Genomic DNA, 26058 nt, shown 5'->3' on the forward strand with positions numbered 1-26058 from the left:
GGCGTAGGGAGATCCGGTCGGGTGCGGGAGGGCCCCGCCACCGGTGGCGGGGCCCGCTGCGCTCAGGCCGCCGTGCAGGTCACCGCGGGTACGGCCGGGGTGCCGGTGGCACCGCCCAGGAAACCGAAGGTCGCCTCGGCACCGGGGGCGAGAGCGCCGTTCCAGCCCACGTCGCGGGCGGTCACCGTCGCGCCGGTCTGGGTCAGGTCGGCGTTCCACGCCTGGCTGATCCGCTGGCCGTCGGGCAGGGCGAAGGTCACCCTCCACCCGCTGGTGGCGGCGGATCCGGTGCTGCGGACCGTCACCTCGCCCTGGAACCCGCCCGGCCACTGCCCGACGACCCGGTAGCCCGCGCTGCACCCGGCGCCCGGGGGCGGCGTGGCGGTCGGGGTCGGCGTGGCGGTCGGACTGACGGTCGGGGTCGGGGTACCGGTCGGGCTCGCCGTCGGCGTCGCGGTCGGGCCGGGAGTGACGTCGGCGAGGGCGGCGGCCAGCGGCGGGAACCAGCGGTCGGACATCTTCTGGTCACCGGCGGCGTTGGGGTGCACCCCGTCGTAGGTGTCCGTGGCGGTGCTGAAGCCCGTCCACTGGTCGACCACCACGACCGGGGAGCGCGCGGTGGTCTTCCCCGCCGCCCAGCCGTCGATCGCGGCGTTGAGGGCCACCACCCGCTGCCCGCACTCGGCGCAGGTCGGCGGAGCCATCGGGATGATCTTCGCGACCAGCACCCGCATCCCGGGGTTGCTCTCCCGCATCTGGTCCACCAGCCGGGAGTACGCGGCCAGGATGGTCGCCGGCGGGATGTTGCTCCACACGTCGTTGGTGCCGAAGTGCATCAGCACGATGTCGGGACGGGTGGCGGCGAGCCAGCCGGGCAACAGGTTCTGGTTGGCGACGTTGGTCACCAGGTAACCGCCGTGGCCCTCGTTGTCACCGTCGTGCGGCTGACCGCAGCCCTGCGGGCCGAGGGTGCCGACGAAGTCCACGTCGGTGTGGCCGGTGGACTGGAGGCGGTTCCAGAGGATGGACCGCCAGCAGCCGGGCGAACCGGTGATCGAGTCGCCGAGCGGCATGACACGCACCGGTGACGCGGCGACGGCCGGCCGGGCGGGCGACCCGGTGACCAGGCCGAGCACCAGGGCGAGCGGAACGGCGGCGAGAGCCGCGAGCAGGGCAGGAAGAAACGGCCTTCGGAGCATGGTGGAGGGACTCCTGTCACGTGACGTGAACGTACGGTGACGGCCCTGTGCTCCCGGAGAGATTCCACCAGAAAGCCGGCCCACGCTCAACGTCCGGCGGCGGTTTCGTCAGTGCTCCGGGTGCCCCCGGTGCACCGCCCACTCGGGAGCCAGGACGGACATGACCGTCGCGTCCACCCAGCGGTCGCCGTCCCGCAACGCGTCCCGCAGCACGCCCTCGGCGACGAAGCCGACCTTCTCGTAGACCCGGCGCGCCCGGGGGTTGAGGTGGTAGACCTCCAGCGAGATCCGGTGCAGGCCGAGCCGCTCGAAGCCGTGGCCGACGACGAGGCGCACCGCCTCGGTGCCGAGCCCACGGTCCCGCCCGGCGGGGCCGATGAGGGTGCGGAAGTTGCAGCTGCGGTTGTGCGCGTCCCACTGGTTGAGCACCACCTCACCGACACACGTTCCGGTCGCCCGGTCCACCACCGCCAGGTCGAGCCGGTCGGTCTGCGCGTTGCGGCTGGCGTACCACCGGCGCAGGTGCTCCTCGTCGTGCGCGACGCCGACGCTGCCGGTCAGCCGGATCACCTCCGGATCGGCCAGGGCCGCCCGCAGCGCGGGCAGGTCGTCGTCGCGGAAGGGACGCAGCAGCACCCGCTCCCCGGTCAGCGTGGGTTTGTCGGCGAAGTCGGGGACATGGTGGGACGCGTTGGACGCCGGCTCGGTGGGCATCCGCCGATCCTCGCCGTCGCCGTACCGCCGGCCAACCAGATTTCCCCGGTCAGTCGCCGTCCGTCCGGCGGTTGCGTTTGACCTGGGAGCGGCGCTTCTTCTCGTCCAGGCGACGCTGCTTGGCGGCCCGGGAGGGGCGGGTCGGCCGGCGGGGCGGTGGCGGGGCGGCGACCGCCTCGCGCAGCAGCGCGGCCAGCCGTTCGCGGGCCGCCTCCCGATTGGCCAGTTGCGCCCGGTGTTCGCTGGCGGCCACGGTCAGGACCCCGTCGACCAGCCGTCCGGCGAGCCGCTGGAGGGCCCGCTCGCGCAGGTGCGGCGGGAGACTCGGCGAGGCGGCGAGGTCGAAGCTCAACTCGACCCGCGAGTCGGTGGTGTTGACGCCCTGCCCGCCCGGCCCGGACGACCGGGAGAACCGCTCCCGCAGTTCCGCGCCGGGCACCACCAGTCGGTCCGTCACCCGCAGTCCGTCGTCCATGTCCCGAGGCTAGTGCCCGGCACGGCGGGCGCGCCTGCCCAATTCGGCCCTGCCCGGTCCGTCCAGCCGTGGTCAGCCGCCCCGGCCGATGATCGTGTCGGCGGTCTGCTGGACCTGGTCGATGGGGATGGCGAAACCGATGCCGATCGAGCCGTTGCCGTCGATGGTGGCGATCGCGGTGTTCACCCCGACCACCTCGCCCCGGGCGTTGACCAGCGGCCCGCCCGAGTTCCCGGGATTGATCGAGGCGTCGGTCTGCACCGCCGTGTGCCGGTTGTCGCCGAGCCGTACCTCACGGTCCAGGGCGCTGACGATGCCGGCGGTCACGGTGCCGGAGAGGCCGAGTGGGGAGCCGACGGCCAGTACCGGCTCGCCGACCCGGGTGGAGCCCGGCTTCGCCAGCGGCAGCGGGGCCAGTCCGGCGGACGCCGGCACCCGCAGCACGGCCAGGTCGCTGCGCGGCTCGCGGCCGACCACCTGCGCCGGCACGCGCCGGCCGTCGGGCAGTTCCACGGCCACCGTCCCGCCGCCCCGGACCAGGATGTGGTCGTTGGTCACGATGTGCTGCTGGTCGTCCACCGCGAACCCGGAGCCGGTCGCCCCCCGGCCCCGGCCGTCGCCGGCCAGCACCGACACCACCCCGGGCACGGTCCGCTCGGCGGCGGTGACCAGTTCCGCCGGTACCGGCGCGGCCGAGGCCGCCGGCGGATCGGCCAGCTCGTCCAGGTTGGCCGCCCAGGCGCCGGCCACCGCGCCGGAGGCGGTGGAGAGGGCCACCACCGCCGCCGCGGCGACGAGCAGCCGGCCCGGACCGTGCGGACCGGGTCGCGGCCCGGTCGCGGGTACGCCGTCTCGGGGACGCCCGTCCGGGTCCAGTTCGGGTGAGACGAACCAGGGTCCGCGCGGCTCGCCGAGTCCGGTCTGCACCGCCATACGTACGCTCCTCACGTTGAGTCCGCTCTTGCCGTCGTCTGGCCGGTCAGGGCAGGCGGGAGAACCAGCGCATCGAGCCGGCCGCCGCGCCCATGGCGAGGATCAGACCCAGCCCGATGAAGCGGGCCGACACGTCCTGCCGCACCGTCCGGTAACCGACCGAGGTGCCGATGTCCTCGTAGACGGCGCGCAGCTCGTCGCTCGTGGTGGCCTCGTGGAAGCCGCCACCGGTCTCCTCGGCGACCGCGCGCAGGGTCTGTCCGTCGACCGGCACCTGGATCGGCCGCCCGCCCCGGTCCACGAACCCGCTCGGGGTGCCGAACGAGATGGCGTGCACCGGCACCTTCGCCGACACCGCGTCCCCGGCCGCCTCGATCGGGTCCTTGCCCGAGGTGTTCGCGCCGTCGGAGAGGAGGATGATCCGGGCCGGCGGCGGATCCGTCGCCGCCCGGCTGTCCAGCGCCCGGACCGCGCCGAGGGAGGTGTTGATCGCCTCGCCGATCGCGGTGCCCTGGACCCCGGTGGCCCCCTCGACCAGCCGTTCGATCCCCTCGTGCAGCGCCTCCCGGTCGGTGCCCGGCGGGACCAGCACGGCGGCGCTGCCGGCGAAGGCGACCAGCCCGACGTTGAACTCCTCGGGCAGGCCGTCGACGAAGCGCCGGGCCGCCTGCTTCGCGGCGGTCAACCGGTCCGGGTCGACGTCGGTGGCGAGCATCGAGGTGGAGACGTCCACCGCCACCATCACGGTGGCCCGTTCCCGGGGCACCCGGACCTCGTCGGTCGGCCGGGCGAACCCGACCACCAGCAGCGCCAGCATGGCCAGGAAGAGCCCGGCCGGCAGGTGCCGCCGCCAGGTCGGCCGCTGCGGCGCGACCCGGTCGAGCAGGCGCAGGTTGGTGAACCGTACGGCGTACCGGCTGTGCCGACGCTGGGCCAGCACGTACGCCACGAGCAGCGCGAGCACGCCGAGCAGCAACCAGAGCCGGATCGGGGACTGCCAGATCATGCGCCACCTCCCCCGGTCCGGGCGCCGCGACCGGCCGGGACGAGAGCCAGGCGACGCTGGGCGTGCACGTGCCGGACAATGTCCGCGCCCCAGTCCCGGTCGGTCCGGAGCGCCAGGTGCGTCGCCCCGCTCCGGCGCAGCGCCTGACGTACCTGTTCCCGTTGGGCCGCCGCCGCCTGGGCGAACCGAGCCCGCAGCACCGGGTCGCCCGTCCACACCTCGCGGCGCCGTCCGGTCTCCGGATCGACCAGGGTGACCAGTCCGACGTCCGGAAGCTCCAGTTCGCGCGGGTCGGTCACCTCGACGGCGAGCACCTGGTGCCGGGCGGCGAGCCGACGCAGCTGCGGTTCCCACCCGGCCTCGGCCTGGGGGTGGTCGGGAAGGGTGTCGAGGAAGTCGGAGACCACCACGACCAGCCCCCGGCGGGACGCGAGGCGGTGCACCGAGGTCAGCGCCCCGGCCAGCGACGATGCGGCGTCCGCTGTGGCGTCCGCCGGCGCGCCGGCGGCGGTCCGGTCGCCGCGCGGGGCGGTGAGCAGGGCCCGGAGCAGGTTGACCAGGTGCTGGCGTCCGCACCGGGCGGGGAACCGGCGCACCCCGTCCCGGGTGAGCACCTGGGCGCCGAGTCGGTTGCCGGCACCGGCGGTGAGGAAACCGACCGCCGCGACGGCGGCCACCGCCAGTTCCCGCTTGTCCAGGTCGGCGGTGCCGAACTCCATGCTCGGACTGGCGTCCACCAGCAGCCAGGTGGTCAGTTCCCGGTCGGCGTCGACCTGCCGGACGTGCGGCACGGCGGTGCGGGCGGTGACCGCCCAGTCCATCCGGCGTACCTCGTCCTCGCCGGGGCGGTACTCCCGGCTGCCGGCGGCCTCGCTGCCCGGCCCGGGGAGCAGGCCCCGGTGCTGGCCGTGCAGCAGTCCGTCCAGCCTGCGCGTGACGGTCAGTTCCAGCCGGCGCAGTCGCTGGTCCGGGGTGAGTTCGGCCAGTCCCGGGTCACGCTGCGGGGAGGCCACCCGGTCCGGGAGGCGGTGGACCCTCCTCATGCCGCCGCCAGGTCGGTGGTGACCGGTCGGTGACCGGGGGCGATCCGGGGCGGGGGTACGGCCTCGACGAGCCGGTGGACCAGCGCCTCGGCGGACACCCCGTCGGCGACCGCGTCGAAGGAGAGCACCAGCCGGTGGGCGAGCACGTCCACCGCCAGTTCCCGGACGTCCTCGGGGAGGACGTGGTCGCGACCGCGCAGCAGGGCCTGGGCGCGGGCGGCGGCGACCAGGCCGAGGGTGGCGCGGGGGCTCGCCCCGTAGGCGAGCATGGGGGCGAGCCCGGGCAGGCCGAAGCGCCCCGGGTCGCGGGTGGCGAGGATGAGCCGGACGACGTACTCGGCGAGGGCGTGGTGCACGAAGACGTCCCGGGCCCGGCTCTGGAGGGCACGCAGTCGCAGCGGGTCGAGCACCCGGCGGGGACACGGCCGGTCGGTGCTCATCCGGTAGAGGATGGCCAGTTCGTCGGCGTCGTCCGGGTAGTCGACGACCACCTTCATGAGGAAGCGGTCCCGCTGCGCCTCGGGCAGCGGATACACGCCCTCGGACTCGATCGGGTTCTGGGTGGCGAGCACCAGGAACGGTTCGGGTACGCCGAAGGTGCGTCCGCCGATGGAGACCTGTCGTTCGGCCATCGCCTCCAGCAGCGCCGACTGCACCTTGGCCGGCGCGCGGTTGATCTCGTCGGCGAGGACCAGGTTGGCCATGACCGGGCCGAGTTCGACGTCGAAGGTCTCCTGGGAGGCGCGGTAGATCCGGGTCCCGACGATGTCCGAGGGAACCAGGTCGGGCGTGAACTGGATCCGGGAGAAGGTGCCGCCGACCACGGTGGCGAGGGTTTGCGCGGCCAGGGTCTTGGCCACTCCGGGTACGCCTTCGAGCAGGCAGTGTCCGTCCGCCACGAGAGCGGTGAGCAGGCGGTCGACGAGTCGGTCCTGCCCGACGATCACACGTTTGACCTCGTGGAGGATCTGTTCCAACTCGACGCCGGGCGCGGCGGGAACGTCCGGGGTGGGCACGCTGGCCAGGGTGTCCGAGATGTCCGTCACGGTGCTTGCTTCCCGAGGCACCGCTACGACAAACGTCGGAATTTCAGCCGCTAACCTGCCTTTTTCCCCTCTAACGGGACGCCATTCGTCGCCCGACACCCGGGTCCGACGGCCGGCGGCGTCGGCCCCCGTGGCGCGCGGGGGCCGACGCCGGTCGGGTGGCCGGCTTCCCGGCCACCCGACGCCGTGCCGCGGTCAGCCCGCCACGTGCAGGTGGAAGGGCCGGTCGGCGACGGTACCGATGGAGTTGCGGGTCTGGACGAAGACCCCGTTCGGCGTGCCCAGCCGGGGCGCCACGGAGACTTCGCCGCCAAACGGGATGCAGCAGTTGGCAGAGTCGCCGATGGTGGCCACGTAGGCGCCACGGGAGACGACCCGGTTGAAGATCACCTCGTACTGCCCGGTGCCGTACCGGGTCACCGAGACCACGTCCAGCCCCCGGGCCAGGACGCCGTTCGACCCGACGACGGCGAAGGAGACGGTGGTGGCGAGCGTGCCCGCGTCCTGTTTCAGCGCCTCCCGCGCCTTCCGGGCCGACTCCGGCGTCAGCGGCGGCTGCTGGCCCTGCTGAGCCACCGGCTGGGCGCCGTTGCTCTCGGTCGGCTGGGCGACGGCGATCCCCCCTCCGGCGAGGGTCAGCCCCAACACGGCGACGGTCACCGCGACCGCCTTGCGTGAGAACAATTTGGCCATGACAGGTCTCCCTTGCTTCGATTTTCGAGCGAGGTGAATGGAACCGTCCCGCCATCAACGGGGCGGATTGTTACCGGATCAAAAGGTCGGAAAAATTGCGTCAGACGACCCCACGCGAGCAAGATTCCTCGGATTTACACCCAGCCTGAACTGGTAAAACTACGGAGAGTGTCGGCTGTAACCACACAGGAAAGTAGCACCGCAAAAAGCGCAGAGTCAATGCCCTAGCAGGACTTCGGTCACCCTCTCCGGCGCGCCTGCGAACAGCGGAGAGCGAAACAGAAAGCTGTTCACCAAACCGGGTGCCGACGGAGAGGGAAACCGGGGCGGCTAGCGTGTCGGGGTGACCGTACGCGCCGAGGACCGACCGACGACCGGGGCGCGACGCCACGGCACCGCACTCTGCTGGCTCGCCGTCGCACCGGGGCTGGCCTTCGCGGCCGTCCGCCTACCCGGCCTGGAACGGGGCGCGCTGGTGCAGGCGGTGGCTTTCACGCCGTACGTGGCGGCCGGCGCCCTGCTGCCCCTGGTGCTGACGCTCGCCCTGCGGCGGTGGGGTCCCGCCCTGGTCGCGGCCCTGACCGCGCTGGCCCTGGTGGCCGTGGTCGCGCCCCGGGCCCTGCCCAGCGGCCAGCCGGCCGCCGACGGACCGGCCCTGCGGGTGCTCACCGCCAACCTGCTGGCCGGCGCGGGCGACGCCCGGCGACTGGTCGACCTGGTCCGGACCGGGGATGTGGACGTGCTGGCGGTGCAGGAGTTCACCCCCGACGCGCAGGCCGAACTCGACCGGCTCGGCATGGCCGGGCTGCTGCCGTACCGCGAGCTCAACCCCGAGGTGGGCACCACGGGATCCGGGCTCTACACGCGCTTCCCGCTCACCGCGACCGGGATCCGGCGCAACGTCGGCTTCGGCTTCAGCCAGGCGTACGGCACCCTCGCCGTGCCCGGCGCGCCCCCGGTACGGATCGAGTCGGCGCACCCGGCCGCCCCACACTCCCCGTCGGTGGTGCCGGACTGGCGGACCGACCTCGCGGCCCAGCCCCCGGCGACGCCGGACGGGCAGTTGTCCGTCCTCGCCGGGGACTTCAACGCCACCCTGGACCACGCCCTCCTGCGGGACCTGCTCGCCACCGGGTACGTCGACGCGGCGGACGCGGTCGGGGCCGGGCTGACGGGCACCTGGGGACCGTACGACGGCGACCCGATCCCGCCGGTCACCATCGACCACGTGCTGGTCGACCGGCGGATCGCGGTGCACGCGGTGACGGTGCGCGCGCTGCCGGGCAGCGACCACCGCACCGTCCTGGCCGAACTGCGCCTGCCCCGCGCCGCCTGAACCGGGGCACCGGCCCGGGTGGTAGCAGGGGTCCCCTGTTACCGCTTTTTGACGTGCAGGGGGCCCCTGCTACCACCCCAGCCCACCCCCACCCCACCCCACCCCGACCCCCGCCCACCGGGTCCGCCGGGTGGGCCGCCAGGCGCGGCCGGCGAGCGGGATCAGACGTGGGCGCGGTCGAGGCCGTAGGTGAGCGCGTCGACCAGGGCGTGCCAGCTCGCCTCGACGACATTGGGGTGCACGCCGACGGTGGTCCAGTCCCGACCGGCACCGGTGGTCTCGACCAGGACCCGGGTGACCGCGCCGGTGCCCTGGCTCCCCTCCAGGATGCGGACCTTGTAGTCGGCCAGCCCGAAGTCGCGCAGCTCCGGGTAGTGCCGGGCCAGCCCGGCGCGCAGCGCCTCGTCCAGGGCGTTGACCGGACCGTTCCCCTCGGCGGTGGCGATCACCCGCTCCCCGCGTACCCGGATCTTCACGGTCGCCTCGGAGACCACCGCGCCGTCCTCCCGGTGCTCGACGATCACCCGGTACGACTCCAGGGTGAACGGCTTCGCCGGGGCGCGGTCCGGCAGCTCGGAGCGGACCAGCAACTCGAACGAGGCGTCCGCGGCCTCGAAGGACCAGCCGCCGGCTTCCAGTTCCTTGACCCGGTTGGTGACCCGGGAGAGCGTCTCCGGACGGCCGGCCAGGTCCAGACCCAGCTCACGACTCTTGAGCTCGATGCTGGCCCGGCCGGCCATCTCGGTGACCAGGATCCGCATGTCGTTCCCCACCACTGCGGGGTCCACGTGGTTGTAGAGCAGCGGATCCACCTTGATCGCGCTCGCGTGCAGCCCCGCCTTGTGGGCGAAGGCCGCGGCCCCGGCGTACGCCTGGTGGGTGTCGGGGGCGATGTTCGCGATCTCGGCGATGGCGTGCGAGACGCGCACCATCTGCTCGAGGCACCCGTCCGGTAGGACCGGGATCCCGAGCTTGAGCTGGAGGTTGGCGACGACGGCGAAGATGTCGGCGTTGCCGGGGCGTTCGCCGTAGCCGTTGGCGGTGCCCTGGAAGTGGCGGACCCCGGCCTCGACGGCGGCGATGGTGTTGGCGACCGCGCAGGCGGTGTCGTTCTGGCAGTGGATGCCGAGCCGCTCCGGTCCGACGCCGGTGCGGGCGGTCAGGTCGGCGATGGCGGCGGTCACCTGGGAGGGCAGCATGCCCCCGTTGGTGTCGCAGAGCACCATCACCTCGGCTCCGGCGTCGAGCGCCGTCTCCACCACCGCCGCCCCGTACGCCGGGTCGGCGCGGTAGCCGTCGAAGAAGTGCTCCCCGTCGACGAAGACCCGGCGTCCCTCCGCGACCAGGTGGGCCACCGTGTCCCGGATCATGGCCAGGTTCTCGGCCGGGGTGGTCCGCAGCGCCCGCTCGACGTGCCGCAGGTCCGCCTTGGCGACCAGCGCGATCGCCGGGGTCTCGGCGTCGAGCAGGGCGCGCACCTGCGGGTCGTCGGCGACCGCGACCCCGGCCTTGCGGGTGGCGCCGAACGCGACCAGCAGCGCATGACGCAGGTCGAGCTCGGTACGGGCCCGGCGGAAGAACTCGGTGTCCTTGGGCACCGCGCCCGGCCAGCCGCCCTCGATGAAGCCGACGCCGAACTCGTCGAGCAGCCGGGCCACGGCGAGCTTGTCGACCACGGAGTAGCTGATTCCCTCGCGCTGGGCACCGTCGCGCAACGTCGTGTCGTAGACCTGGTACGTCATGGGAGACCTTTCTGGAACCAACAAAAAGACCCCCCGCGGGGTGCGGGAGGTCTGCGCGCTCGGCGGAGGGTTGCCGGCGCGCTAGGTGCCAATAAGCAGGGCGGTGCTGGTCACGTTCCGTACTCTGCCACCCGCGGCCCGGATCTGGGAGGAGAAATCCACATCTCGGGACAACCGGTGGCGGAGGGTTGCGCTGGCGGACCGCAGGCCAACACGTCGCCGGAACACGCGATCGGTGATCGACTTCACAAGTAACCCGGCCGCCACCTGGGCGTTACGGGGTTGGGGCAATATCTGGAACCAGTCCAGTTACGGCCCCGTGCCACTCGTCAAGGAGGACCTGTGCTCACCGTCGGTGACAGCTTCCCGGAGTACGAACTCACCGCCTGCGTCTCCCTGGAGGCCGACAAGGCGTTCGAGACGATCCACCACAAGTCGCACCAGGGCCAGTGGCGGGTCGTCTTCTTCTGGCCGAAGGACTTCACCTTCATCTGTCCCACCGAGATCGCCGAGTTCGGCCGGCTCAACGGCGAGTTCGCCGACCGCGACGCCCAGGTCCTCGGCGTCTCCGTCGACAACGAGTTCGTCCACTACGCCTGGCGCAAGGACCACCCGGATCTGCGGGAGCTGCCCTTCCCGATGCTCAGCGACATCAAGCGCGAGCTGACCGAGGCCTGCGGCGTGCTCGGCGAGGACGGCGTGGCCCAGCGGGCCACCTTCATCGTCGACCCGAACAACGAGATCCAGTTCGCCATGGTCACCGCCGGCTCGGTCGGCCGGAACGTCTCCGAGGTGCTGCGGGTGCTCGACGCCCTCCAGACCGACGAGCTGTGCCCGTGCAACTGGAACAAGGGCGCCGACACCCTGGACGCCACCAAGCTGATGGCCGGGGCCTGACCGATGGGCCTCGACGCGATCAAGGCGGCTCTGCCGGAGTACGCCAAGGACATCAAGCTCAACCTCGGGTCCACCGTCGGCACCTCGACCCTGAGCCCGCTCCAGGCCTGGGGCACCGCGCTGGCCTGCGCGGTGGCCGCCCGTAACCCGGTGGTGCTGCGCGAGATCGCGGCCGAGGCGGCCGACCACCTCAAGCCGGAGGCGGTCGAGGCGGCCAAGGGCGCGGCCACGATCATGGCGATGAACAACGTCTACTACCGGTCCAAGCACCTGATCGGCGACGAGTCGTACGCCTCGATCCCGGCCCGGCTGCGGATGCAGATCATCGCGAGGCCCGGCGTGGACAAGGGCGACTTCGAGCTCTGGTGCCTGGCGGTGTCGGCGATCACCGGGTGCGGGGTGTGCCTGGAGTCGCACGAGAAGACCCTGCGCGGGGCCGGGTTCACCCGGGAGCAGGTGCACGAGGGGCTGCGGATCGCCGCCGTGGTGCACGCCGCCGCGGTGGCGCTGGACGCCGAGGCCGCGCTGGGCTGACGCCCTGCGTCCACCGGCACTCCGACCGGGGCCGTCCCACCGACGGACGGCCCCGGTCGCGTCGTTTCCGGCGGCTCCCGCGACCGGGACGCCTCCGGCAAGCCGACTCCGCCGGTGCGCGGACCGGCGACTCCGGCCCCCCGGTACCGGCCGGCAGGTGTGCGACCGCGACCAGGGGGTACGAGGAGTCCTGACCGGACAGCATCCCCGATACGACGCAGTCGAGGCAGGAGGGCCGTGGAATGGACAGGCTCGATCCGGGCGCGGCGCACGCCTCACCGAAGCCGGTGACCGACGACGGGCAGGGCGCCTTCGCGGGCGGCGCGCCCGCCGGTGCCTTCGACCCCTGGCGCTACCGGGACGAGGCCGGGGTCACCGACACCGACCTGACCGGCTACCACGTCAAGGCGACCGACGGGTCGATCGGGAAGATCGACGAGGCGAGTCACGACGTCAACGCCAGTTACCTGGTGGTGGACACCGGCCCCTGGATCTTCGGCCGGAAGGTGATGCTCCCGGCCGGCACGGTCAACCACGTCGACCACGATGTCCGCACGGTGTTCGTCGACCGGACCCGCGACCAGGTCCGGGCCGCTCCCGAGTACGACGAGACCGACACCGACCCGGCGTACCGGGACCGGCTGGGCGGCTACTACGACGACACGTACGCGCCCGTGCCACCGGGCACCGCCCGGTAGGTGACCACGTCGTGACGGCCGGTGGGGTTCCGCCCCGCCGGCCGTTAGCGTGTCGAGGTGGACACCCCTGGAGCGAATCGACGAATCCCGTTCTCCGCGATGTTCAACTTCCGTGACGTCGGCGGCTACCGAGGCCACGACGGACGCACCGTACGGTGGGGGCGGCTCTACCGCTCCGACTCCCTGCACCGGGTCGACGAGACCGATCGGGCGGCGTTCGCCGCGCTCGGCGTCCGGACGGTGGTCGACCTGCGTCGACCGTCCGAGGTGGCCCGGGACGGCCGGGTGCCGGCGTACGACGGGCTCGCCTACCGCAACATCCACCCGGAACACCGGTCCTGGGCCGAGCAGATGTACGACCCGGCGACCAGCCTCGCCGGCTTCCTGGTCGACCGGTACGTCGCCCTGGCCACCACCGGCGCGGCCGGGCTGGCCGAGGCGGTCGGCCTGATCGCCGACGCCGAGAACGCCCCGGTGGTGGTGCACTGCGTGGCCGGCAAGGACCGCACCGGCATCGTCTGCGCGCTGACCCTGGCGTTGCTCGGGGTGAGCGACACGGACATCGCCGCCGACTACGCGCTGAGCACCGAGGCGTCGGCCCGGTTCAGCGCCTGGCTCGCGGCCAGCATGCCCGAGGCGGCGGATCCACCCGCGCCGTTCCTCGCCTCACCGGCCGAGGCGATGCCGCTCTTCCTCGACGAGCTGCGCGACCGGCACGGGTCCGTCGAGGGGTACCTCCGCCACGCCGGGCTGGCCGACGCGCAGTTCGACGCTCTCCGGGCTCACCTGCTGGAGTGACCCGCCGGGTGGAGCCGCCCCCGGGGGCCCGCCCAGGACCGGAGGTGGCTCACGCGGTGACCGAGAACTGCCGACATGCTGACTCCCTATGACGCAAACGGTTCTGCGTCAGCAAGATAGGTCACCATGGATGACGCCCGGTAGTCCGCCGCACCGGTCACGGAAAGTGAACAGAGCTGCTACCGGCTGAAACAGCGACATCCCGGGGGTGATGTCCGATATCGGACATCACCCCCGGCACGCCACAGCGGGCGGGACCGCGATCCCGCCGACGGGTCAGAGCACCCGACGGACCCAGCCGTACGGGTCGGCGGCCACGCCGCGCTGGAGGTCGACGAGCTGCTGGCGCAGCCCCATGGTGACCCGGCCGGGCTCCCCCGCCCCGATGACGAACTCGCCGTCCGGGAAGCGGACGTGCCCGATCGGCGTGATCACGGCGGCCGTGCCACAGGCGAAGACCTCGCGCAGCCGCCCGCTCGCCGCGTCGGCCTGCCAGTCGGCGAAGCTGACCGACCGCTCCTGCACGGTCAGGCCGGCCTCGGTGGCCAGCGTCAGCACCGACTCGCGGGTGATGCCCGGCAGTATGGTGCCGGTCAGCGGCGGGGTGACCAGCGTGCCGTCGTCGTAGACGAAGAAGACGTTCATGCCGCCCAGTTCGTCGACGAAGCGCCGCTCGACGGCGTCCAGGAAGACCACCTGCTCACAGCCGTGCTCGATCGCCTCGGCCTGCGCGGCCAGCGAGGCCGCGTAGTTCCCGCCGCACTTCGCCGCGCCGGTGCCACCCGGCGCCGCCCGGGTGTAGTCCGGGGAGATCCAGACCTTGACCGGCTTGACCCCGCCGGAGAAGTACGCCCCGACCGGGGCGGCGATCAGGACGTAGAGGTATTCCCGGGCCGGCCGGACCCCGAGGAAGACCTCACTGGCGAACATGAACGGCCGCAGGTAGAGGCTGCCGTCCTCACCGGACGGGATCCACTCCCGGTCGATCTCGATCAGCCGGTGCAGCGAGTCGAGGAACGCCTCCGGCGGCAGCGGGGGCATGGCCAGCCGCTCGGCCGAGGTGACGAACCGGTCGGCGTTGGCCTCCGGCCGGAAGAGCGTCACCCCACCGTCGGCGGTGCGGTACGCCTTGAGCCCCTCGAAGATCTCCTGCGCGTAGTGCAGTACGGCACTGGCCGGGTCCATCGGGATCGGCGCGCGGGCCTCGACGCGGGCGTCGTACCAGCCCTTGTCCTCCGCGTAGCGGATCGTGACCATGTGGTCGGTGAAGACCCGGCCGAACCCGGGGTCGACCAGCAGGGCGGCCCGGTCGGCGGCGGATACGGGCGCGGGGTTCCGACGGATCTCGAATTCGAGCTTGTCACCACCGCTCATCGCGCTGACCTCCCTGGGACGGCACGGCATGCCGGAGCGCATGCCGAAGGACTGGTGCAGTGGAACTTACCCCGAACGGCCGTTGCGCGGGAGGGCCGGCCAACGGGCCGGCGCTACGTACCGTGACGCCGGGCCGTCCGGGTGGCGGGCTGAGCGGGCGGTCAGCCCGCGGCGTACTCGGCCAGACGGTCGCCGACCTCGTCGGTGCGCAGCGGTACGCCCGGCGCCCGGTTCGCCAGCTCGCTGGCGACCGCCTCGGTCACCCGGTTGGCGGCGTCGGAGTGGCCGAGCTGCTCCAGCAGCAGCGCGGCGGAGAGCACGGCGGCCACCGGGTCGGCGAGGCCCTTGCCGGCGATGTCCGGGGCCGAGCCGTGCACCGGTTCGAACATCGAGGGGTAGCGCCCCTCGGGGTTGATGCAGCCGCTGGCGGCCAGCCCGATGCCGCCGGTGACGGCAGCGGCGATGTCGGTCAGGATGTCGCCGAAGAGGTTGTCGGTGACCACCACGTCGTACCGCTGCGGCTGGGTGACCAGGAACATCGCGGCGGCGTCCACGTGCTGGTACTCGGTGGTCACGTCGGGGTGCTCGGCGGCGACCGCCGCGAAGGCGCGGGCCCAGAGCGACCCGGCGTGGGTGAGCACGTTGGTCTTGTGCACCAGGGTCACCTTGCGGCGCTCCCGGCGCCCCGCCCGGGCGAACGCGTCCCGGATCACCCGCTCCACGCCGTGCCGGGTGTTCAGGCTCTCCTCGGTGGCCACCTCGGCGGGGGTGTCCCGGTGCAGCGAGCCGCCCGCGCCGGCGTAGAGCCCCTCGGTGCCCTCCCGGACCACCACCAGGTCGACCTCGCCCGGCTTGACGGTGGCGAGCGGGCCGGTCACGCCGGGCCAGAGCCGGGACGGGCGGAGGTTGACGTACTGGTCGAAGGCGAAACGGAGCTTGAGCAGCAGGCCGCGCTCCAGCACGCCCGGCGGGACGGTCGGATCGCCGACCGCGCCGAGCAGGATCGCGTCGTGCCCGGCCAGCTCGGTCAGGACCGAGTCCGGCAGCACCTCGCCGGTGCGGTGGTAGCGGGCGGCGCCGAGGTCGTACTCGGTGGCCTCCACGACGCCGGGAAGGACGGCGTCGACGACCTTGCGGGCCTGCGCGACCACCTCGGGTCCGATCCCGTCCCCGGCCACCACCGCGATCCGCGCCACGTTCCACTCCTCAGCTCACCGTTGAACTCGTACGTTACGACGCCGTCCCGCCTCCCGGTACGTTGCGCTCATATTATGGGAATCTCGGATGCACAGCAGCTTTCCAGGTGACATTCATGATCCGGTCAACTCGACCACCTAGGGTGGGGTTCGCACGGGTCACGGGGGCCCGTGACGGAGGGTCGGCGACGGCGCGGCACCATCCGGAGGGAGCAGGCACATGCGGATCGAGGAACAGACCCGGAGCCGGTGGGTGGACCAGCCCGCCCACGTCAGCCGTCGTCCCGACCTGCGGCTCGGTGGTCGCAGCCTGCTGGATCGCTGGGGTGGGGTGGCCACCGACCGGCTCACCGTCACGCACACCGTGCGCACCTCCACCGCCGAGTACACCCTCGTGCTGAACGCCCCGGAGTGGCTCGGACGGCGCGGGGTCGGCGAGGCGCTGCGCGACGCCGTCGCCGAACTACGGGCCGTCGACCTGACCTACGGCCCCGGCCGACCGCACAGCCTCGTCTCCCGGCTGCGCCGGGGCGAGATCAGCCCCGAGTCGTACGCCCCCCTGGCCGACCTGGTCGACCGCTGCGCCGCGATGCGGGCGGCCACCGACGGCTGGTTCGACGCCTGGGCGGTGCCCGGCGGCTTCGACCCGGGGGGCCTGCTCGGCGGATGGGCGGTGGAGCGGGCCGCCGCCCGGCTGCGGGCCTCCGGTGTGGACGACTACGCCGTGGTCGCCGGCGCGGACCTGGTCGTCCGGGGGCACGCCCCGCACGGCGGGCCGTGGCGGGTCGCCGTGCTCCACCCGGACGGCGACCGTGCCCCGCTGGTGCTGGAGATGACGGCCGGCGCGATCGGCACCTCCGGGGTCAGCGGACGGCGTGACCACGTGGTGGACCCGCACACCGGGGAACCGGCCCGCCAGATGACCGCGGCCACCGTGGTGGGGCCGGACCTGTCCGTCGCCGACGCCTACGCCACCGCCCTCTACGCCGCCGGTCCGGCGGGACTGGACTGGTTCGGCGACGGATCGAACTACCGGCCGCTCTTCGCCCACCGGCGCTGACCCCACAGGGGGCGCGGACCGGCTGGCGAGTGGGGACGACCGCGATCGGCTCCCACGGGCGCGGCAACGACCGTGGGAGCCGGTCAGCGACGAGTGCGCGTGGCTCGCGCATCCGAGGGGTACGGAACCGACCGGCCGGACGCCGGACACCGCCACCCGAAGACGGGTCGACACCGTGAGTTCGGTCAGTAACCGCACGGATACGCTAGCGAACCGTCGTAGGCCGCCGCAAGGGTCTCCACAACCGACCGTCCTGGTATGACGCTGCGGGTTCCTTTCCGGACGGTCCACGGGGTCCGGTGACGCGCCGGGTCGACCGGATGGCACGCTGTCCGCCGTGAGTTTCGATCTGAGCGTGTGGGCCCTACCGGAAGGGGCCTCCCCCGCGGACGTGCGGGCGGCCGTGCAACGGTGCCGACAGGGACAGCACGTCGACAGCTATCCCGACCCCCGGGTGGTCGCCTTCTACCGGGCGATCACCGCCAGCTACCCGGACCGTCCCGGGCCGGGATCGCCGTGGGAGGTGACGCCGTTGCACGCCGCCGCTGACCACGTGGCGATGAGCCTCTATCCGACCTGTGAGGACCAGGTGCTCCTGGACATCGAGCGGCTCGCCGCCGAGAACGGCCTGATGCTCTTCGACCCCCAGGACGGTTCCGTCTACCCGCCACCGACGGCTGCCCCCGCCCCCGCCCACCACGCGACCTTTCCCGTCCCCCACTCCACCGCCCACGCCCGCTAGGACCGGTCAGCGGCGACGGTCCCCTCGTCCGGCGGACCGCCTCGAACCCGGGGCCAGCGTGCCGGCGACGGCCGGACGACGAGCACCGGACGACGAACGCGAGCCCGACAGCGAGCAGGGGCCCGGCCACCACTGGCCGGGCCCCTGCGTCGTGTGCGGGGACGGGGATCTACTCGTCGCGCAGGTCGGCGGCGGAGGCGGCGGTCGCGCCGATCGACTCGGCGGCCGAGGTGAGCAGGTCCGCGCCGAGCGCCTGGTCGACGGTGAGCGTCATCAGCGTCTCGCCACCGGCCTCGCGACGGGCCACCTGCATGGCCGCGATGTTGATGCCGGCCTCGCCGAGCAGCGTGCCGACGGTGCCGACCACGCCGGGACGGTCGACGTAGCGGAGGAAGAGCAGGATGCCCTCCGCCCCGATCTCCACGTCGAAGCCGTCGACCTCGGTCAGCTTCAGGACCTCCCGGCCGGGAGCGCCGACGACGGTGCCCGAGACGCTGACCGTCCGGCCGTCGGGCAGCGCGCCCCGGACGGAGACCAGGCTCGGCTGGTCCGGCTCGGGCTGGCTGGTCAGCGTCACCTCGACGCCGCGCTCGGCGGCGAGGTGCGGGGCGTTGACGTAGGTGACCTGCTCCTCGACGACCGAGCTGAACAGCCCCTTGGTCGCGGCGAGCTTGAGCACCGAGACGTCGTGGTTGGCGATCTCGCCGCGCACCTCGACGGTGACGCTGGCGGCCACCCCGCCGGCCACGGCGGTGAAGGCCCGACCGAGCTTCTCGGCGAGCGGCAGCAGCGGCCGGACGTCCTCGGCGACCACGCCGCCGGCCTGGACGTTCACCGCGTCCGGCACGAACTCGCCCTGGAGGGCGAGCTTGACGCTCTTCGCCACGGCGAGACCGGCCTTGTCCTGTGCCTCGTGGGTGGAGGCGCCCAGGTGCGGGGTGGCCACCACGTTGTCGAAGGCGAACAGCGGCGAAGAGGTGCAGGGCTCCTTGGCGTACACGTCGACACCGGCGCCGGCGACCCGGCCCTCGGCGATGGCGTCGGCGAGCGCCTGCTCGTCGACCAGGCCGCCCCGGGCGGCGTTGACGATCCGCACGCCCGGCTTGACGATCGCCAGTTCCTTCTCGCCGATCAGGCCGACCGTCTCCGGGGTCTTCGGCAGGTGGATCGAGATGAAGTCGCTCTCCCGGAGCAGCTCCTCCAGCCCGACCAGACGGACCCCGAGCTGGGCCGCGCGGGCCGGCTGGATGTAGGGGTCGTACGCGATCAGCCGGGTGCCGAAGGCGGCGATCCGCTGGGCGAAGAGCACGCCGATCCGGCCGAGGCCGACCACGCCGACGGTCTTGCCCTGGATCTCGACGCCGGTGTACTTCGACCGCTTCCACTCCCCCGCCTTGAGCGCCGCGCTGGCGCTGGCGGTGTTCCGCGCCACGGCGAGGAGCAGGGCCACGGCCTGCTCGGCGGCGGAGACGATGTTCGAGGTGGGCGCGTTGACCACCATCACGCCCCGGGCGGTGGCGGCGGGCACCTCGACGTTGTCCAGACCGACGCCCGCGCGGGCGACCACCTTGAGGCGGGGCGCGGCGGCGACGGCCTCCGCGTCGATCTGGGTGGCACTGCGCACGATCACCGCGTCGGCCTCGGCGAGGGCGGAGAGCAGCGCCGGACGGTCGGTGCCGTCGACGTGGCGTACGTCGAAGTCGTGGGCGAGCACCTCGATGGCGGCGGGAGCGAGTTCTTCGGCGATCAGTACGACAGGATTCATCGGTCCTCGTAGATATCGTCAGAGCGGGTCGGCGGCGTCGACTCCGACGCCACGCTGCGCCCTGTGCTTGACCGGGCCATGGGCCGTGCGGGTGCCCGGAAGCACCTACCGCGGTGGCGCGCGGGTGCCGGGAACACCTACCCGCGATGGTAGGCCGCTGCCCACCACCGCTGTCCCAAGGACCGGGGTGAGGGCCCTCACACACCATCCGGACACCGGACCGGGCTCGATCCATCCTCCAGATCCGGCCCGACCCCGGAAACGCGCAGGTGGCGTACCCCGACGCCACAGAAGGGCATCGGGGTACGCCACCGCACGGAACGACACCGCCAGCGAACGGAACGGGCCGTCGACGGGGCTGGCCGGCGTGCCGGAACACGACCGCGGGCCGCGGCCGTTCGCCGTGATCAGTCTCTCCCGGTGATCAGCCTCTCCCGGTCACGGGCGATCCGGCACCGGTCGTCAGGATGGTCAGGCGGTCTCGGTGATCGGACGGTCGACCCAGCTCATCATGCCGCGCAGCTTCTGGCCGGTCTCCTCGATCGGGTGCGCCGCGCCCTCGGCCTGCCACTTGCGGTAGTTCGGCCGGCCCGCCTCGTCCTCGGCGATCCACTCGCGGGCGAACTCGCCGGACTGGACCTCGGACAGGATCTTGCGCATCTCCTCCTTGACCCGGGCGTCGACGACGCGCGGGCCCCGGGACAGGTCGCCGTACTCGGCGGTGTCGGAGATGCTGTAGCGCATCCGGGCGATGCCGCCCTCGTACATCAGGTCGACGATCAGCTTCAGCTCGTGCAGGCACTCGAAGTAGGCCACCTCGGGCGCGTACCCGGCCTCGGTGAGCACCTCGAAACCGGTCTGCACCAGCGCGGACGCGCCGCCGCAGAGGACCGCCTGCTCACCGAAGAGGTCGGTCTCGGTCTCCTCCTTGAAGGTGGTCTTGATCACGCCGGCCCGGCTGCCGCCGATGCCCTTCGCGTACGACAGGGCCAGGGCGAGCGCGTTGCCCGAGGGGTCCTGCTCGACGGCGACGAGGCAGGGCACGCCCTTGCCGTCGACGTACTGGCGACGGACCAGGTGACCCGGGCCCTTCGGGGCGACCATCGCCACGTCCACGTCGGCCGGGGGCTTGATCAGCCCGTACCGGATGTTGAAACCGTGCCCGAAGAAGAGCGCCTTGCCAGCGCTCAGGTGCGGGGCGATCGACTCGGCGTAGAGCTTGCGCTGCGCGGTGTCCGGGGCCAGGATCATGATCACGTCAGCCTCGGCGGACGCCTCGGCCGGGGTCAGCACCCGCAGCCCCTGCTCCTCGGCCTTGGCCCGGCTCTTCGATCCCTCGGGCAGACCGATCACCACGTCGACGCCGGAGTCGCGCAGCGACAGCGCGTGGGCGTGGCCCTGGCTGCCGTACCCGATGACCGCGACCTTCCGGCCCTGGATCAGGCCCAGGTCGGCGTCGTCGTCGTAGAACACCTCAACGCTCATGAGAACTTCCCTTTCGTACGACGGCCCGGGCGGCCCGTCGTGGTCGGTGCGGCTGAATGTCCGGCGGCGCGCGCCCCGGTCCCACCGGGTTGCGGCGGCGCGCGACGCCCGTCTGGTCGGGGGGTCAGGCGGCCCGCAGCGACGGGCCGGCGGTGATCGAGCGCGAGCCACGCCCGATCGCCACGGTGCCCGACTGGACCATCTCCTTGATGCCGAAGGGCTCCAGGTCACGCAGAAGTGCGTCCAGCTTGTCGGGGGTGCCGGTCGCCTCGATGGTCAGCGTGTCCGGGGCGACGTCGACCACCCGGGCGCGGAAGAGGTTCACCGTCTCCAGCACCTGGCTCCGGGCGGCCCGGTCGGCGCGGACCTTGACCAGCAGGAGTTCCCGGGCGACCGAGACCTGCGGGTCCAGCTCGACGATCTTGAGCACGTTGACCAGCTTGTTGAGCTGCTTGGTGACCTGCTCCAGCGGGGACGACTCGGCGTTGACCACGATGGTGATCCGGGAGACGTCCGGGTTCTCCGTCTCGCCGACGGCGAGGCTGTCGATGTTGAACCCGCGCCGGGAGAAGAGTCCGGAGACCCGGGCCAGGACACCCGGTTTGTTCTCCACCAGAACCGACAGCGTGTGCAGGTTCATGCCACGGCCTCGCTTCGTTCGGTCGCGCCGACGCGCGACAGGGGACTACGCCTGCTGGTTCGTTCGCTCCGTCCGCCCATGGTCAGACGTCGTCCTCGTCGAAGACCGGGCGGACGCCGCGGGCGAACATGATCTCGTCGTTGCTGGTGCCGGCGGCGACCATCGGCCAGACCATCGCGTCCTTGCCGACCACGAAGTCGATCACCACCGGCGCGTCGTCGATCGCCATCGCGGCCTCGATGGTCTTGTCCACGTCGGCGGCGTTCTCGCAGCGCAGCCCGACGCAGCCGAGCGCCTCGGCCAGCTTGACGAAGTCCGGGATGCGGTGCTTGTGGGTGCCCAGCTCGGTGTTGGAGTACCGCTCCCCGTAGAAGAGGGTCTGCCACTGCCGGACCATGCCCAGGTTGCCGTTGTTGATGATGGCGATCTTGACCGGGATGCCCTCCAGGGCACAGGTGGCCAGTTCCTGGTTGGTCATCTGGAAGCAGCCGTCGCCGTCCACCGCCCAGACCACCGTGTCCGGCTGGCCGACCTTCGCGCCCATCGCGGCCGGGACGGCGTAGCCCATCGTGCCGGCGCCGCCGGAGTTCAGCCAGGTGTACGGCTTCTCGTACGAGATGAACTGCGCCGCCCACATCTGGTGCTGCCCGACCCCGGCCACGTAGATCGCGTCCGGGCCGACGATCTCACCGAGCCGTTTGATCACGTACTGCGGGGCGAGGGTGCCGTCGGCGGGCTCGTCGTAGCCGAGCGGGTAACGCCCACGCAGCTCGTCGAGCTGCGCCCACCAGTCGGTCAGCTCGGCCGTCCGGCCGGCGGCGTGCTCGACGGTGACCGCGCCGATCAGCTCGTCGATCACGTGCCGGGCGTCACCGACGATCGGCACGTCCGCCGCCCGGTTCTTGCCGATCTCGGCCGGGTCGATGTCGGCGTGCACCACGGCCGCGCCGGGGGCGAAGGAGTCCAGCTGGCCGGTCACCCGGTCGTCGAAGCGCGCCCCCAGCGCCACGATCAGGTCCGACTTCTGCAACGCGTACACCGCGGCGACCGTGCCGTGCATGCCGGGCATGCCCAGGTGCTGCTGGTGCGAGTCGGGGAACGCCCCGCGCGCCATCAGCGTGGTGACCACCGGGATGCCGGTCAGCTCGGCGAGCCGGCGCAGCCCCTCGGTGGCCCCGGCCTTGAGCACGCCGCCGCCGACGTAGAGCACCGGCCGGCGGGCGCCGGTCATCAGCCGGGCCGCCTCCCGGATCTGCTTGCCGTGCGGGTGCAGGGTCGGCCGGTAGCCGGGCAGGTCGAGGGTGGGCGGCCAGGTGAAGGTGGTCTGCGCCTGGAGGACGTCCTTGGGAATGTCGACCAGCACCGGCCCGGGACGCCCGGTGGAGGCCAGGTGGAACGCCTCGGCCAGCACCCGCGGGATCTCCTCGGGCGTCTGCACCAGGAAGTTGTGCTTGGTGATCGGCAGCGTGATGCCCTGGATGTCCGCCTCCTGGAAGGCGTCCGTGCCGATCGCCGGGCGCGCCACCTGACCGGTGATCGCCACCATCGGCACCGAGTCCATGTACGCGTCGGCGATCGGGGTGACCAGGTTCGTCGCGCCCGGGCCGGAGGTGGCCATGCAGACCCCGACCCGGCCGGTGGCCTGCGCGTACCCGGTCGCGGCGTGTCCCGCGCCCTGCTCGTGCCGGACCAGGATGTGCCGGACCCGGGAGTCGTAGAGCGGGTCGTACGCCGGCAGGATCGCGCCCCCGGGGATGCCGAAGACCACGTCGACGCCGAGCGCCTCGAGCGAGCGCACCAGCGAACCGGCGCCGGAGACCTGGAGCGGGGTGGCCGGGGCGGGTACCGCCGGGACGGCGGCACGGTCGGCGGCGGGCTCGGCGGTCGTCCGGGCTCGCCGGGTGGAGTGGGCGAGGGTCTCTGGCGTGGGTCTCGTCATGACGGTTCTGGCCTTCGGCTCGGGTGAGTGGCTCGTCAAGCAGTGCAACGCGGGCGGGGCCCGCCCCGATGGGTCCAACGGCAATAAAAACGGCCCTCGTGCAGACGCACGGGGCCAGCGCACTCTCACGAGGAGGAGAGTGCGCTCAGGTAAGTACTCGCGGGAAGCGGAACGACGACATGGGGACAGCCTGACGCATCTCAAGCGATGAGTCAACTGATCCCACATGTTGGTCAACGACGTGCCGCACCACCGTGCACGTCCCGTCCGGCACCGGGCCTGACCTGCGTCGATACCGCGTCCTCGACGACCAGGTCGGACCCGTCCTCCCGCTCGCCCCGCACCGACTCCGGGGCGGGGCGCAGCGCAGGCACCGAGGGCGGGGCGGGCGGCCCGCCCTCCGCCGGGTCGCCGTCGGCGACCAGGGCCGGTCGCGGGCCCACCGAGGTCGCGGCGTCGAGCATCGCCTCCAGGTGTTCCGCCGGTACGCCCCAGCCGAAGAGCGCCCCCTGCCCGAACCGGCAGCCGGCGGCGACCACCGCGGCCAGCTCGGTCGGCGAGGTGACCCCCTCGGCGATCACCTCCAACCCGAGCTGGTGGCCCAGCCGCATCACGATGTCGACCATCGGGGCGAACGGCGGCCCGTCCCGGTCCACCGGACGGACGGGCTCGTGCTCGGCGACCAGACTGTGGTCGATCTTGAGGATGTCGATCGGCAGCCGGCGGAGCTGCCCCAGGGAGGAGTACCCGGCCCCGAAGTCGTCCAGGGCGATCCGCACCCCGGTGCGGCGCAGCGCGGTCAACCGCCGGATCAGCTCGTCGACGTCGGTCGCCACGGTGTGCTCGGTCACCTCCAGCACCAGCCGCTGCGGCGGCACCCGGTGCGCCCGCAGCGCCTCGGCGACCTGGCCGACGTACTCCTCGGCGTGCAGTTCCCGGGGCGAGACGTTCACCGACACCCAGACGTCGTGGCCGTCGGCCAGCCAGCGGGAGAGCTGGAGGCAGGCCTGGTCGAGCACCCACGCGCCGAGCGCGGCGATCATGCCGCACTCCTCGGCGAGCGGGATGAACTCGTCCGGCCGGACGTTGCCCAGCTCCGGGTGACGCCAGCGCAGGAGCGCCTCCGCCCCGACCGGACGCACCGACGGCAGGGAGGCCACCGGCTGGAACACCAGCCGTAGCTCGCCGCGCCCGATCGCCCCGCGCAGTTCGTGCTCCACGGTCGTCCGGCGGCGCAGCATCCGTTCGTAGGCGGCGTCGTACCGTTCGACCCGGTTCTTGCCCTGCTGCTTGGCGTGGCGCAGGGCCAGGTCGGCGTGGCGCAGCAGCACCTCGACATCCGACTCGTCGACGCCCACCGGGCCGCTCCCGGCCGGTCGGACCACCGGGTGGGACACGTCCGCGCCGTCGGGGTCGCCCTGTCCGGCGACCCCGACGCTCACCGAGAGGAAGACCGGTCCGTCCGGCTGCTGGTACGCCTCGCCGAGCGCGCGCAGCAACTCCTGGGCGAGCCGTTCGGCGTCCTCCGGACCACGGTGGGTCAACACCGCGAACTCGTCTCCGCCGAGGCGGGCAGGAAGGTCGTCGGGGCCCTGCCGGGCGCGCAGTCGCCGCCCCACCTCGGCGAGCACCGCATCGCCCACGTCGTGTCCCCGCATGTCGTTGACGTGCTTGAAGCCGTCCAGGTCGAGGCCGAGCAGCACCACCGGCTCACGGCCGGCGACGCCGGACGCCAGCGCCCGCAGCAGCCCCCGCCGGTTCGCCAGCCCGGTGAGCGGGTCGGTGTGGGCCAACTCACGGAAGTGCGCCTCCCGCTCGGCCAGCCGGGCAGCGTACCCGCGCATGTCGTGCAGGGTGAGGTACTGCCGGGTCACCAGCGCGAACCCCTCGATGCTGCCGGCGGTGATGGCGAAGGCGTCGAAGCGGCCGTCCTGGAGGAGGTGGTACGCCGCCGAGGCGGCCATGGCGACCATCGGGATGAAGGCGTACTCGCTGTCCCGGCGGATCAGGTCGGCGTCGACCTGGCCGGGCGGCTTGGTGGTGTGCACGGCGAGCCCGGCGGAGAGCAGCCCGACGGCGAGGACCGCCCCGCCGGCGGAGGTCAGCCACGCAAGACCCTCGAAGAGTCCGGCCGCCACCCCCAGCCCCCCGCAGACCATGTTGGTGACGCCGCAGCAGAGCCCGGCGAGTCGGGTGCGGGGGCGGGGGGCCCGGGCGGCGACGACCGCGTTCAGCCCGGCGGCGAGGGCCGCGCTGACCGTGACGAGCAGGAGCGGCGGACAGGACAGGTGGGAGGTCTCACCGAGCAGCCGGGTGGGCTCGGAGAACAGCACCCAGCCGACGAACCAGAGCGCCGCCGCGACGCTCACCCCGTCGAGCAGCAACCGGACCGCGCCGGACGGCGACCCGACGACCCCGGGCATCCGGAGCAGCCCGGCGCACCCGAGGAAGCCGCTGACCGCGATGCCGATCGCCACCGCGGTGGCCCACCGTGTTCGCTCTCCCTGGTCGTGTCCGGCGACGGCGACGGCGGCCAGCCCGGTGGCCAGACTGAGTGTCGCGACCGCAGCGCCGGCGGCCAGCAGCAGGTGCGCCGGACGGTATCCGCCGCTCCGGTGCCGGACCGAGGCGACCAGGAGACCGGTGGCCACCGTCGCCCCGAGCCCGCTCAGTACCGCCACTACGATCATGACCGGGGAGAACTGCACAGCGTCAACTCTGCCGGACGGCGCACGGTCACGGG

Annotated in this window: 22 protein-coding genes and 1 pseudogene; 7 read left to right on the forward strand and 16 right to left on the reverse strand. The window is 72.8% G+C overall.

The annotated features are described in order from the left end of the window. Window positions 1-62 precede the first annotated feature (62 nt). From GA0070618_RS02955 to GA0070618_RS02990, 8 genes are all read right to left on the reverse strand, one after another. A complete protein-coding gene (locus GA0070618_RS02955; RefSeq protein ID WP_088980246.1) occupies window positions 63-1199 on the reverse strand; it encodes a cellulose binding domain-containing protein in 1137 nt (378 codons plus the stop codon). Between the two features lie 108 nt (window positions 1200-1307). Continuing rightward, on the reverse strand, window positions 1308-1913 hold the full coding sequence (locus GA0070618_RS02960) for a GNAT family N-acetyltransferase (protein ID WP_088980247.1): 606 nt from the start codon (window positions 1911-1913) through the stop codon (window positions 1308-1310). 49 nt (window positions 1914-1962) lie between these two features. Then, window positions 1963-2388, reverse strand: a complete 426-nt coding sequence (gene arfB, locus GA0070618_RS02965) for an alternative ribosome rescue aminoacyl-tRNA hydrolase ArfB (RefSeq protein WP_088980248.1) — start codon at window positions 2386-2388, stop codon at window positions 1963-1965. 72 nt (window positions 2389-2460) lie between these two features. After that, the gene (locus GA0070618_RS02970; protein ID WP_088980249.1) at window positions 2461-3321 is read right to left on the reverse strand and encodes a S1C family serine protease; all 861 of its coding nucleotides are present in this window, start codon (window positions 3319-3321) and stop codon (window positions 2461-2463) included. Window positions 3322-3367: 46 nt separating this feature from the next. Continuing rightward, the gene (locus tag GA0070618_RS02975; RefSeq protein ID WP_088980250.1) at window positions 3368-4327 is read right to left on the reverse strand and encodes a VWA domain-containing protein; all 960 of its coding nucleotides are present in this window, start codon (window positions 4325-4327) and stop codon (window positions 3368-3370) included. Then, window positions 4324-5370, reverse strand: a complete 1047-nt coding sequence (locus tag GA0070618_RS02980) for a DUF58 domain-containing protein (protein ID WP_088980251.1) — start codon at window positions 5368-5370, stop codon at window positions 4324-4326. The genes GA0070618_RS02975 and GA0070618_RS02980 overlap by 4 nt, the downstream gene beginning before the upstream one ends. Further along, the gene (locus GA0070618_RS02985) at window positions 5367-6416 is read right to left on the reverse strand and encodes an AAA family ATPase (RefSeq protein WP_088980252.1); all 1050 of its coding nucleotides are present in this window, start codon (window positions 6414-6416) and stop codon (window positions 5367-5369) included. The genes GA0070618_RS02980 and GA0070618_RS02985 overlap by 4 nt, the downstream gene beginning before the upstream one ends. Before the next feature lie 195 nt (window positions 6417-6611). Further along, the gene (locus tag GA0070618_RS02990) at window positions 6612-7109 is read right to left on the reverse strand and encodes a hypothetical protein (protein WP_088980253.1); all 498 of its coding nucleotides are present in this window, start codon (window positions 7107-7109) and stop codon (window positions 6612-6614) included. Between the two features lie 427 nt (window positions 7110-7536). On the opposite strand from GA0070618_RS02990, the gene GA0070618_RS02995 reads away from it, so the two are divergent. Then, window positions 7537-8445, forward strand: coding sequence for an endonuclease/exonuclease/phosphatase family protein (locus tag GA0070618_RS02995; RefSeq protein ID WP_231931795.1), 909 nt, complete (start codon window positions 7537-7539; stop codon window positions 8443-8445). A gap of 161 nt (window positions 8446-8606) precedes the next feature. Here the strand turns inward: GA0070618_RS02995 and cimA are convergent, their stop codons facing one another. Then, window positions 8607-10187 (reverse strand): citramalate synthase, encoded by a 1581-nt coding sequence (cimA, locus tag GA0070618_RS03000; protein ID WP_088980255.1) that lies wholly within the window; start codon window positions 10185-10187, stop codon window positions 8607-8609. Between the two features lie 342 nt (window positions 10188-10529). On the opposite strand from cimA, the gene GA0070618_RS03005 reads away from it, so the two are divergent. The 4 genes from GA0070618_RS03005 to GA0070618_RS03020 all read left to right on the forward strand — a co-directional run bounded on the left by GA0070618_RS03005 (window position 10530) and on the right by GA0070618_RS03020 (window position 13114). Beyond that, window positions 10530-11084 carry a peroxiredoxin gene (locus GA0070618_RS03005; protein WP_088980256.1) on the forward strand — a complete coding sequence of 185 codons (555 nt, stop codon included), beginning with the start codon at window positions 10530-10532 and terminating at the stop codon, window positions 11082-11084. 3 nt (window positions 11085-11087) lie between these two features. After that, window positions 11088-11618, forward strand: a complete 531-nt coding sequence (locus tag GA0070618_RS03010) for a carboxymuconolactone decarboxylase family protein (RefSeq protein WP_088980257.1) — start codon at window positions 11088-11090, stop codon at window positions 11616-11618. 242 nt (window positions 11619-11860) lie between these two features. Then, a complete protein-coding gene (locus tag GA0070618_RS03015; RefSeq protein WP_088980258.1) occupies window positions 11861-12316 on the forward strand; it encodes a hypothetical protein in 456 nt (151 codons plus the stop codon). Between the two features lie 57 nt (window positions 12317-12373). After that, entirely contained in the window at window positions 12374-13114 is a 741-nt protein-coding gene (locus GA0070618_RS03020) for a tyrosine-protein phosphatase (RefSeq protein WP_269148471.1), read from the forward strand. Between the two features lie 276 nt (window positions 13115-13390). On the opposite strand, the gene GA0070618_RS03025 is transcribed toward GA0070618_RS03020, so the two are convergent. Both GA0070618_RS03025 and GA0070618_RS03030 read right to left on the reverse strand, forming a co-directional pair. After that, the gene (locus GA0070618_RS03025) at window positions 13391-14488 is read right to left on the reverse strand and encodes a branched-chain amino acid aminotransferase (RefSeq protein WP_088980260.1); all 1098 of its coding nucleotides are present in this window, start codon (window positions 14486-14488) and stop codon (window positions 13391-13393) included. Between the two features lie 161 nt (window positions 14489-14649). Further along, window positions 14650-15684 (reverse strand): 3-isopropylmalate dehydrogenase, encoded by a 1035-nt coding sequence (locus GA0070618_RS03030; RefSeq protein ID WP_088980261.1) that lies wholly within the window; start codon window positions 15682-15684, stop codon window positions 14650-14652. 220 nt (window positions 15685-15904) lie between these two features. Between GA0070618_RS03030 and GA0070618_RS03035 the strand changes: the two genes are divergently transcribed. Both GA0070618_RS03035 and GA0070618_RS03040 read left to right on the forward strand, forming a co-directional pair. Next, window positions 15905-16744, forward strand: a complete 840-nt coding sequence (locus GA0070618_RS03035; protein ID WP_088980262.1) for an FAD:protein FMN transferase — start codon at window positions 15905-15907, stop codon at window positions 16742-16744. Window positions 16745-17081: 337 nt separating this feature from the next. After that, window positions 17082-17486 carry a hypothetical protein gene (locus GA0070618_RS03040; protein WP_231931583.1) on the forward strand — a complete coding sequence of 135 codons (405 nt, stop codon included), beginning with the start codon at window positions 17082-17084 and terminating at the stop codon, window positions 17484-17486. 169 nt (window positions 17487-17655) lie between these two features. Here GA0070618_RS03040 and serA read toward each other — a convergent pair whose 3' ends face one another. From serA to GA0070618_RS03065, 5 genes and pseudogenes are all read right to left on the reverse strand, one after another. Next, window positions 17656-19251 (reverse strand): phosphoglycerate dehydrogenase, encoded by a 1596-nt coding sequence (gene serA, locus GA0070618_RS03045; RefSeq protein ID WP_088980263.1) that lies wholly within the window; start codon window positions 19249-19251, stop codon window positions 17656-17658. Window positions 19252-19722: 471 nt separating this feature from the next. Then, window positions 19723-20736, reverse strand: a complete 1014-nt coding sequence (gene ilvC / locus GA0070618_RS03050; RefSeq protein WP_088980264.1) for a ketol-acid reductoisomerase — start codon at window positions 20734-20736, stop codon at window positions 19723-19725. A gap of 124 nt (window positions 20737-20860) precedes the next feature. After that, on the reverse strand, window positions 20861-21376 hold the full coding sequence (gene ilvN, locus GA0070618_RS03055; RefSeq protein WP_088980265.1) for an acetolactate synthase small subunit: 516 nt from the start codon (window positions 21374-21376) through the stop codon (window positions 20861-20863). A gap of 82 nt (window positions 21377-21458) precedes the next feature. After that, window positions 21459-23315, reverse strand: a complete 1857-nt coding sequence (locus GA0070618_RS03060) for an acetolactate synthase large subunit (protein ID WP_088980266.1) — start codon at window positions 23313-23315, stop codon at window positions 21459-21461. A gap of 347 nt (window positions 23316-23662) precedes the next feature. Continuing rightward, window positions 23663-26005, reverse strand: a pseudogene (locus GA0070618_RS03065) (putative bifunctional diguanylate cyclase/phosphodiesterase); the annotation flags it as partial. Between the last annotated feature and the right edge of the window lie 53 nt (window positions 26006-26058).

The sequence above is a fragment of the Micromonospora echinospora genome, from assembly GCF_900091495.1.
Classification (GTDB): domain Bacteria; phylum Actinomycetota; class Actinomycetes; order Mycobacteriales; family Micromonosporaceae; genus Micromonospora; species Micromonospora echinospora.

Bases quoted from the DNA above. Each gene is read 5' to 3' on its own strand.
- GA0070618_RS02955 (WP_088980246.1), bottom strand. From the start codon at position 1,199: ATGCTCCGAAGGCCGTTTCTTCCTGCCCTGCTCGCGGCTCTCGCCGCC.
- GA0070618_RS02960 (WP_088980247.1), bottom strand. From the start codon at position 1,913: ATGCCCACCGAGCCGGCGTCCAACGCGTCCCACCATGTCCCCGACTTC.
- arfB (WP_088980248.1), bottom strand. From the start codon at position 2,388: ATGGACGACGGACTGCGGGTGACGGACCGACTGGTGGTGCCCGGCGCG.
- GA0070618_RS02970 (WP_088980249.1), bottom strand. From the start codon at position 3,321: ATGGCGGTGCAGACCGGACTCGGCGAGCCGCGCGGACCCTGGTTCGTC.
- GA0070618_RS02975 (WP_088980250.1), bottom strand. From the start codon at position 4,327: ATGATCTGGCAGTCCCCGATCCGGCTCTGGTTGCTGCTCGGCGTGCTC.
- GA0070618_RS02980 (WP_088980251.1), bottom strand. From the start codon at position 5,370: ATGAGGAGGGTCCACCGCCTCCCGGACCGGGTGGCCTCCCCGCAGCGT.
- GA0070618_RS02990 (WP_088980253.1), bottom strand. From the start codon at position 7,109: ATGGCCAAATTGTTCTCACGCAAGGCGGTCGCGGTGACCGTCGCCGTG.
- cimA (WP_088980255.1), bottom strand. From the start codon at position 10,187: ATGACGTACCAGGTCTACGACACGACGTTGCGCGACGGTGCCCAGCGC.
- GA0070618_RS03010 (WP_088980257.1), top strand. From the start codon at position 11,088: ATGGGCCTCGACGCGATCAAGGCGGCTCTGCCGGAGTACGCCAAGGAC.
- GA0070618_RS03015 (WP_088980258.1), top strand. From the start codon at position 11,861: ATGGACAGGCTCGATCCGGGCGCGGCGCACGCCTCACCGAAGCCGGTG.
- GA0070618_RS03025 (WP_088980260.1), bottom strand. From the start codon at position 14,488: ATGAGCGGTGGTGACAAGCTCGAATTCGAGATCCGTCGGAACCCCGCG.
- GA0070618_RS03035 (WP_088980262.1), top strand. From the start codon at position 15,905: ATGCGGATCGAGGAACAGACCCGGAGCCGGTGGGTGGACCAGCCCGCC.
- serA (WP_088980263.1), bottom strand. From the start codon at position 19,251: ATGAATCCTGTCGTACTGATCGCCGAAGAACTCGCTCCCGCCGCCATC.
- ilvC (WP_088980264.1), bottom strand. From the start codon at position 20,736: ATGAGCGTTGAGGTGTTCTACGACGACGACGCCGACCTGGGCCTGATC.
- ilvN (WP_088980265.1), bottom strand. From the start codon at position 21,376: ATGAACCTGCACACGCTGTCGGTTCTGGTGGAGAACAAACCGGGTGTC.
- GA0070618_RS03060 (WP_088980266.1), bottom strand. From the start codon at position 23,315: ATGACGAGACCCACGCCAGAGACCCTCGCCCACTCCACCCGGCGAGCC.